The sequence below is a fragment of the Thalassotalea sp. 1_MG-2023 genome, from assembly GCF_030546745.1.
In the GTDB taxonomy this organism is placed as follows: Bacteria; Pseudomonadota; Gammaproteobacteria; order Enterobacterales; family Alteromonadaceae; genus Thalassotalea_C.
This window is the reverse complement of sequence record NZ_JAUOPD010000034.1, coordinates 22,070-28,696: the sequence shown is the minus strand read 5'-3', so window position 1 is coordinate 28,696 and position 6,627 is coordinate 22,070. Positions and strand designations below refer to the sequence as shown.

Sequence of the window (6,627 nt, the reverse complement as noted above, 5' to 3'; positions counted from 1 at the left end):
CATTTCTACTATGTTATCGCTTGATTTGAGTAGAATAACTACACGGCACAAGCTCTGCCTTGTATAAATACCAAACAGATTGCTGCAAAAACAAACTTGAAAGATAAACACGCTCTAATCAAAAGTATAAATATTACAGATAAGCAAGCTATATGTAGCTTCGTTTATGTATTTTCAAAACTCGTTAGTTGTCGCACGAATAAGTAGGGTGTAATGAGTCATAAAACTGAACTAGTCACAATTATTTACTATTGTGATAAATCAATTGAATTGTTCCATCACATTGGACATTTTGAAACTAGTAAAACAGGTAGAATTATTTTACCTGATACCTTTAAAAAGGGTAAATCAATAGTTGCTGTGTGCCGTGGTGAAGTAGATATTTTGAATAAAATTGGTGATCGAATTTTACCAAATGAAGACGTCGCATAACTTTGAATAGCAAGCTCTAAAGATAACGTAATGCTAAGCACTGTTTTAACTGTTATTGCCGTTTTATTTAAACGGGCTTGAGAGTAAAAAAGCGATGATAATAAAGCCACTAACGTTAGTGGCTTTATTATTTAAATTAATTATTCTTTGAGTATTCTGGCGGGGTATGGCCTTCGCCTAAAGCATCAGCAACTTCTTTTGGCATATAATTTTCGTCATGTTTCGCTAACACTTCAGTGGCTTCTAATACTCTATTCTCTATTAATACTCCGTTAGCAATGATACCTTGGCCTTCCCTAAAAAGGTCAGGTAAGATGCCGTCATACTTAACGGTAATGGTTTCACCTTTATTGGTTAAACCAAATTGTACTTTTAAGCTCTCAGGGTTACGTGAAACAGAACCAACTACCACTAAACCGCCTACGCGAATTCGCTGCCCGATTACTGGCTTATTGCCCGTATCATCTTTACCGTGAATAATCTCATGCGGTGTATAGAATAGATCAATATTTTGATTTAATGCGTATAACACTAATGTTGTGATCAAACTAATACCTATTAGTATTGATACAACGATCGTTAAACGTTTTTTTCGTCTTGGGTTCATGAGCTACCTCTTGCCTTGATTTTGTTCAAGCGCTGCTTGTTTTAATTTTTTCTCTCGATTATAACGGCGTTTAATATGTGCGAGGGTGGCGTGATGTCTCGCATTGGAAAATAAAGCCAATATTACAAAGATTGCAAATGTAAAACCGTATGAAAGCCATACATAAAAACCATGCCCGTCCATAGCGATAAATTCTGCGAAGTTTGAAAATTGCATGATTATTTCTCTGTTTGATTCACTAAATCTTTCACCCAAGGGCGGGTGGCATTTCTTTCAAGTAGTTCAGTTTTAAACCTTAAACAAATAAGCCAACTGATAAGGAAAACGAAGCCAAACAAACAAACCACAAAAGGTAGATACATGTCCATGGTCATCGCGGGCTTTCCTATTTGGGTTACGGTTTGGCCTTGATGCAATGTATTCCACCATTCAACGGAATATTTTATGATCGGTACATTTACAACACCTACAATTGCTAAAATGCCTGCGGCTTTGCTGCCCTGAGCTTTATCTTCAAAAGCGTTGTGTAAAGCTATAACGCCTAAATAAAGAAATAACTGAATTAATTGCGAGGTTAATCTGGCATCCCACACCCACCATGTACCCCACGTGGGCTTCCCCCAAGCGGCACCGGTAAATAGCGCAACTGCAGTTAATGCAGCACCTACAGGTGCAATGGCGGCAACTGAAGCATCAGCCAACTTTAATTGCCACACAAGGGCACTAAAAGCAATAATTGCCATTGCCACATACACACTGAGTGAAAGAATGGCCGATGGAACATGGATATAAAAAATTCGAAAACTATTGCCTTGTTGATAATCAGGTGGCACAAATAAAAGTGCCCACGTCATACCAACGGCTAATAAAATCATTGCTAAATAGCCAAACCATGGTGTTAACTTTTCTGTTAAATGAAAAGTTTTTTCGGGGTTAGCGTATGGGTGTAACCATTTCCACATTTAGTTAGTACTCACTTTTAATGCTGCGCTCACAGCAAATGGTGAAAGCGTAACAGAACCGATAAAAAGTGCGCCGATTATAGCAAGTTGTCCCGTGTAGGGTAAGTTCATTGCTGCAGTATCTATTGCACTTGTCGCAAAAATTAATAATGGGATATATAAAGGTAAAATTAATAAACTGAGTAACACTCCACCTTTTTTAACGCCAACAGTTAAAGCAACACCAATTGCGCCGATAAAACTTAATACCGGGGTTCCAATAAGCAAAGTTAATAATAATGCCCCATATGCATTTTCAGGAAGGTACAATAATACCGCGAGTAATGGTGAAATTAAAATTAGGGGTAAACCGCTGATGATCCAATGTGCGCATATCTTTGCTAATACAATAATAAATGTTGGGCTAGGACTTAAGAGCATTTGTTCAAGCGAACCATCAGCATGATCACTTTTAAATAGGCGATCTAATGATAAAAGTGTTGCTAATAAAGCAGCAACCCAAATAATGCCGGGTGCTATTCTAGCAAGCATATTAGGCTCAGGACCAATGCCAAGAGGAAAAAGCGTGACAACCAGAATAAAAAATAATAGCGGGTTAGCAATGTCATCTTTATGGCGGAATGCAATAGTGAGATCGCGCTTAAATACGGTGTAAAAAACCCGCCGATATGAAATTGAAGTCTTGATTTCTTTACTCATAGATTAGCCTAGAAAAACCGATATTCCAGCGTTAGCTTTTGATAGCAACTAGTGGGCATTTGTAAATCTTGGTGTGTGGTTAATATAACAGCCCCGCCATTTTCGGCGTGTTCTTTGATAAGCTGTTCCAGCTTTAACACCCCTTTTTTGTCGATTGCTGTAAATGGTTCATCTAAAATCCATAGTTTTGCTGGGGTTTGCCATAATTGTGCTAGCGCTATACGTCGGTGTTGACCAGCACTTAAATGTGAAGCTAGAGCATCTTCAAAACCTAATAAATTGACTTCTGCCAGCGTATCTTCGGCTGTTTGAACAGGTATTCCATGTAATGCTAAGGAGAAAGCTAAATTTTCTTCGGCGGTTAATTCATCTTTAACCCCAACCTGATGGCCAAGGTAAAGCATATTTTGGTGATAATATTCTTCACAAGATTGAATAGGCTCACCGGCAAAATAGACATGCCCTTCATAAGGAGAGGATAAGCCTGCTAATATACGTAATAAGCTTGTTTTTCCTGCGCCGTTTGGCCCTTCTACTTGTATAATGTCACCGCGTTTTACCGAAAAGTTAAGCGCTTCAAAAAGCACTCTATCTTCTCTTATACAGGTTAAGTTTCGCGTTTCTAAAAGGGTATCGCCACAGTGACTCATGAAATGGTTCGTTTGTTACGTTATTGAAATTGTTGCTAGTGTAATCTAAATCACACACGTTAGTTTGATCTAGATCCTACACCAAGTAATTAATTTATTATACCATTGCTTTCGTTCGCAAAATATATGCAACTTAACGCAAGATTACTGCTTTTTTTAGCGAAACGGTGGTAGAATTGCAGCAATTTTTGGCCTACGCATTTTACTTCATCAGCCAATTTTTGATGGTGACAGTGTGTTAGTCTGCCTTATAAGCGCTATCGGAGAAGTTTTATGATCCCTGAATTGGGGCACTTTGCCTTAATATTAGGATTGGCGTTTGCCATCTGCTTAAGTATCGTTCCACTTATTGGTGTTTTTACACGCCAACCTATCCTTGTTGGTTATGCAAAGCCCCTTACTTTAGGGATGTTTGTTTTTACCGGGCTTAGTCTCATCATACTAGCGTACTTATTCGTCATTGATGACTTCTCAGTTAAATATATTGCCGGCCACTCTAATTCGTTATTGCCTTATTATTTTAAAATCAGCGCAGTATGGGGAGGACATGAAGGCTCCTTATTATTATGGGTTTTTTCATTAACAGCATGGACCATGGCAGTTGCTAAATTTAGCAAAGGTATTGATGAAGGATTTATCGCGAGAGTGCTTGCTATATTAGGTATGGTGTCTGTAGGTTTTATGTTATTTACTATTTTAACATCGAATCCTTTTGAACGCTTATGGCCGATGGTTCCGTTAGAGGGGCGTGATTTAAACCCATTACTGCAAGATGTCGGCTTAATTATTCATCCGCCTATGCTTTATTTGGGGTATGTAGGTTTTGCGGTTGCTTTTGCTTTTGCAATAGCTGCACTAATGTGCGGAAAGCTTGACGCTGCTTGGGCTAGATGGGCCCGACCTTGGGTAACAGCAGCGTGGATATTCCTTACTCTGGGTATTGCATTAGGCAGTTGGTGGGCATACTACGAATTAGGCTGGGGTGGTTGGTGGTTCTGGGATCCCGTTGAAAACGCCTCGTTTATGCCTTGGCTTGTGGGTACGGCATTATTGCATTCATTAGCGGTAACTGAAAAGCGCGGCGCGTTTAGGAACTGGACCGTGTTACTTGCAATATTTGCTTTTAGTTTAAGCTTATTAGGTACATTTTTAGTACGTTCTGGTGTAATCACATCAGTACATTCTTTTGCATCCGATCCAACGCGTGGCATGTTTATTTTACTATTATTAGCGATTGCTGTTGGTGGTTCGTTGACTTTGTTTGCCTTTAGAGCATCCAACGTTTCGAGTTTTAGCCGTTTCTCATTTTACTCACGCGAAACGGCATTATTATTGTGTAATATAATCCTAGTTGTTGCCTCGGTAACGGTATTACTGGGCACGTTGTACCCATTAATGATTGATGCAGCCGGCCTTGGCAAAATATCTGTTGGTCCTCCTTATTTTAATGCGGTGTTTGTCCCAATTATGAGTGTATTGTTTCTTGCTATGGGAATAGGGCCGCTCATTCGCTGGAAAAAAGCGAAAAAAGGGGAGTTGCGAAAGCAAATTACTAAACCTTCGATCGCAAGTATCGTATTAGGCATATTATTTCCATTGGTATATGCCGGCGAGTTCAACTTATTAGCAAGCTTTGGAATGACACTCGCTTTCTGGGTTTCACTCGTGGTGATAAAAGACTTAAGAAACCAAGCTAAACAAGGTAAGTCAGGTTATCAATTTTCACGTATTACACTAAGTCAATGGGGAATGACGGTTGCACACATGGGCATAGCGGTTACCATTGTAGGCGTTACCTTGGTGTCAATTTATGAAAAAGAAGTGAGTGTAAAAATGCACTATGGTGAAGCGGTACATGTTTCTGGGTACGATGTTACCTTAAATGGTGTTATTCCCGTGAAAGGGCCAAATTATACTGCTGAGCAAGGGCAATTAGAAGTCACTCAAAATGGCGAGTTCGTTGCCTTATTGAAACCTGAACGCAGAACCTATCTTGTTCAAACAATGGGTATGACCGAAGCTGGCATAGATCCAGGACTGTTTAGAGATGTATATGTAGCACTAGGTGATCCTTTACCTGATGATGCATGGGCAGTACGCATTCATTATAAACCATTTGTTCGCTGGATTTGGTTAGGGGCTATTTTCATGGGAATTGGCGGTTTTATGGCAATGTTAGATAAACGTTACCGTCGTAAAAAGTCAGCCAATGCCTCGAAATTAAGCACAACTCAAACAGTAATTGAAGGGGAAAATAATGAATAAAATAATCCGTTTTATTCCTTTAGTACTGTTTATTGCTTTAGGTGTTGTTTTGTATCGTGGCTTATCGTTGAACCCTCAAGAATTACCCTCAGCATTGGTAGGTAAGCCCATACCAACGTTTTCGTTAACACAATTGCTGAAACCTGAAGTCACATTAACGGAAAATGACCTCAAAGGAGATATCGTTTTACTGAATGTATGGGGTACATGGTGTGTGTATTGTAAATATGAACACCCATATTTGGTAGATATCGCGAAAAGTAAACGTGTCTCCTTGTATGGGCTGAATTATAAAGATGTACGTGAAGATGCAACTAAGTGGCTCAAAGATTATGAAGATCCCTATGTCTTTTCAATTTTTGACCCTATGGGAAAATTTGGCATTGAACTGGGCGTTACCGCGGCACCTGAAACTTTTGTTATTGATGCTAATGGAATCGTGCGAATGAAGCATGTTGGGCCGATAGACGGTAAAGTATGGCAGCAAAAGTTCATTCCAATGATTGAAAAACTAGAACAAGAACAAGGAGTGACTCCATGAGAATGTTCACGATCATTGTTATTTTATTGTTGGGTATGATCATTACCGCATTTCCTGACAAAGCATTTGCAACGGATACTTACGTATTTGATAACCCAGTGACAGAAATACGCTATAAAGCTTTAATCAAGGAGCTTCGTTGTCCTAAATGTCAAAATCAGAATCTTGCCGATTCAAATGCACCTATCGCAAAAGATCTGCGCCGTGAAGTGTTTCAACTGTTGCAAGAAGGTAAGGCCGATAAAGAAATTGTCGATTTTATGGTGGCACGATATGGCGAGTTTGTTTTATACCGCCCGAAAGTGTCACCGTTAACTTATGTGCTTTGGTTTGGGCCTTTAGTGCTTTTATTGATAGGCATTGTGGTACTGGTGCTGATTGTCCGTAAAAAGCCAACAATTGACCGTTCGGCAAAACTTTCATCACAGCAAAAATCACAATTAGATCAAATTTTAAAAGATAAATAATCCT

General features: G+C 39.3%; 9 protein-coding genes. 4 read left to right on the top strand and 5 right to left on the bottom strand.

Features of this window, described 5'->3' with window-relative positions; all coding sequences use genetic code 11:
* The first annotated feature begins 213 nt into the window (after positions 1–213).
* Positions 214–432, top strand: a complete 219-nt coding sequence (locus Q4489_RS16970) for a TIGR02922 family protein (protein ID WP_303482752.1) — start codon at positions 214–216, stop codon at positions 430–432.
* Between the two features lie 136 nt (positions 433–568).
* Here the strand turns inward: Q4489_RS16970 and ccmE are convergent, their stop codons facing one another.
* From ccmE to ccmA, 5 genes are read right to left on the bottom strand one after another with little or no spacing between them, the layout of a single operon-like run.
* Entirely contained in the window at positions 569–1,039 is a 471-nt protein-coding gene (gene ccmE / locus Q4489_RS16965) for a cytochrome c maturation protein CcmE (RefSeq protein WP_303482747.1), read from the bottom strand.
* A 3-nt stretch (positions 1,040–1,042) separates the two neighbouring features.
* Positions 1,043–1,255, bottom strand: a complete 213-nt coding sequence (gene ccmD / locus Q4489_RS16960; protein WP_303482744.1) for a heme exporter protein CcmD — start codon at positions 1,253–1,255, stop codon at positions 1,043–1,045.
* Between the two features lie 2 nt (positions 1,256–1,257).
* Complete coding sequence (locus Q4489_RS16955; RefSeq protein WP_303482741.1) at positions 1,258–2,001, bottom strand: heme ABC transporter permease; 744 nt, start codon at positions 1,999–2,001, stop codon at positions 1,258–1,260.
* Positions 2,002–2,688: a heme exporter protein CcmB gene (gene ccmB / locus Q4489_RS16950; RefSeq protein ID WP_303482755.1), complete on the bottom strand. Its 687-nt coding sequence runs from the start codon at positions 2,686–2,688 to the stop codon at positions 2,002–2,004. It abuts the gene before it with no gap.
* Between the two features lie 20 nt (positions 2,689–2,708).
* On the bottom strand, positions 2,709–3,350 hold the full coding sequence (ccmA, locus tag Q4489_RS16945) for a cytochrome c biogenesis heme-transporting ATPase CcmA (RefSeq protein ID WP_303482738.1): 642 nt from the start codon (positions 3,348–3,350) through the stop codon (positions 2,709–2,711).
* 273 nt (positions 3,351–3,623) lie between these two features.
* Between ccmA and Q4489_RS16940 the strand changes: the two genes are divergently transcribed.
* From Q4489_RS16940 to Q4489_RS16930, 3 genes are read left to right on the top strand one after another with little or no spacing between them, the layout of a single operon-like run.
* Positions 3,624–5,615 (top strand): heme lyase CcmF/NrfE family subunit, encoded by a 1,992-nt coding sequence (locus tag Q4489_RS16940; RefSeq protein WP_303482737.1) that lies wholly within the window; start codon positions 3,624–3,626, stop codon positions 5,613–5,615.
* Positions 5,608–6,156 (top strand): DsbE family thiol:disulfide interchange protein, encoded by a 549-nt coding sequence (locus tag Q4489_RS16935; protein ID WP_303482735.1) that lies wholly within the window; start codon positions 5,608–5,610, stop codon positions 6,154–6,156. Before Q4489_RS16940 ends, Q4489_RS16935 begins: the two co-directional genes overlap by 8 nt.
* Entirely contained in the window at positions 6,153–6,623 is a 471-nt protein-coding gene (locus tag Q4489_RS16930) for a cytochrome c-type biogenesis protein (protein ID WP_303482732.1), read from the top strand. The genes Q4489_RS16935 and Q4489_RS16930 overlap by 4 nt, the downstream gene beginning before the upstream one ends.
* The last annotated feature ends 4 nt before the right edge of the window (positions 6,624–6,627 follow it).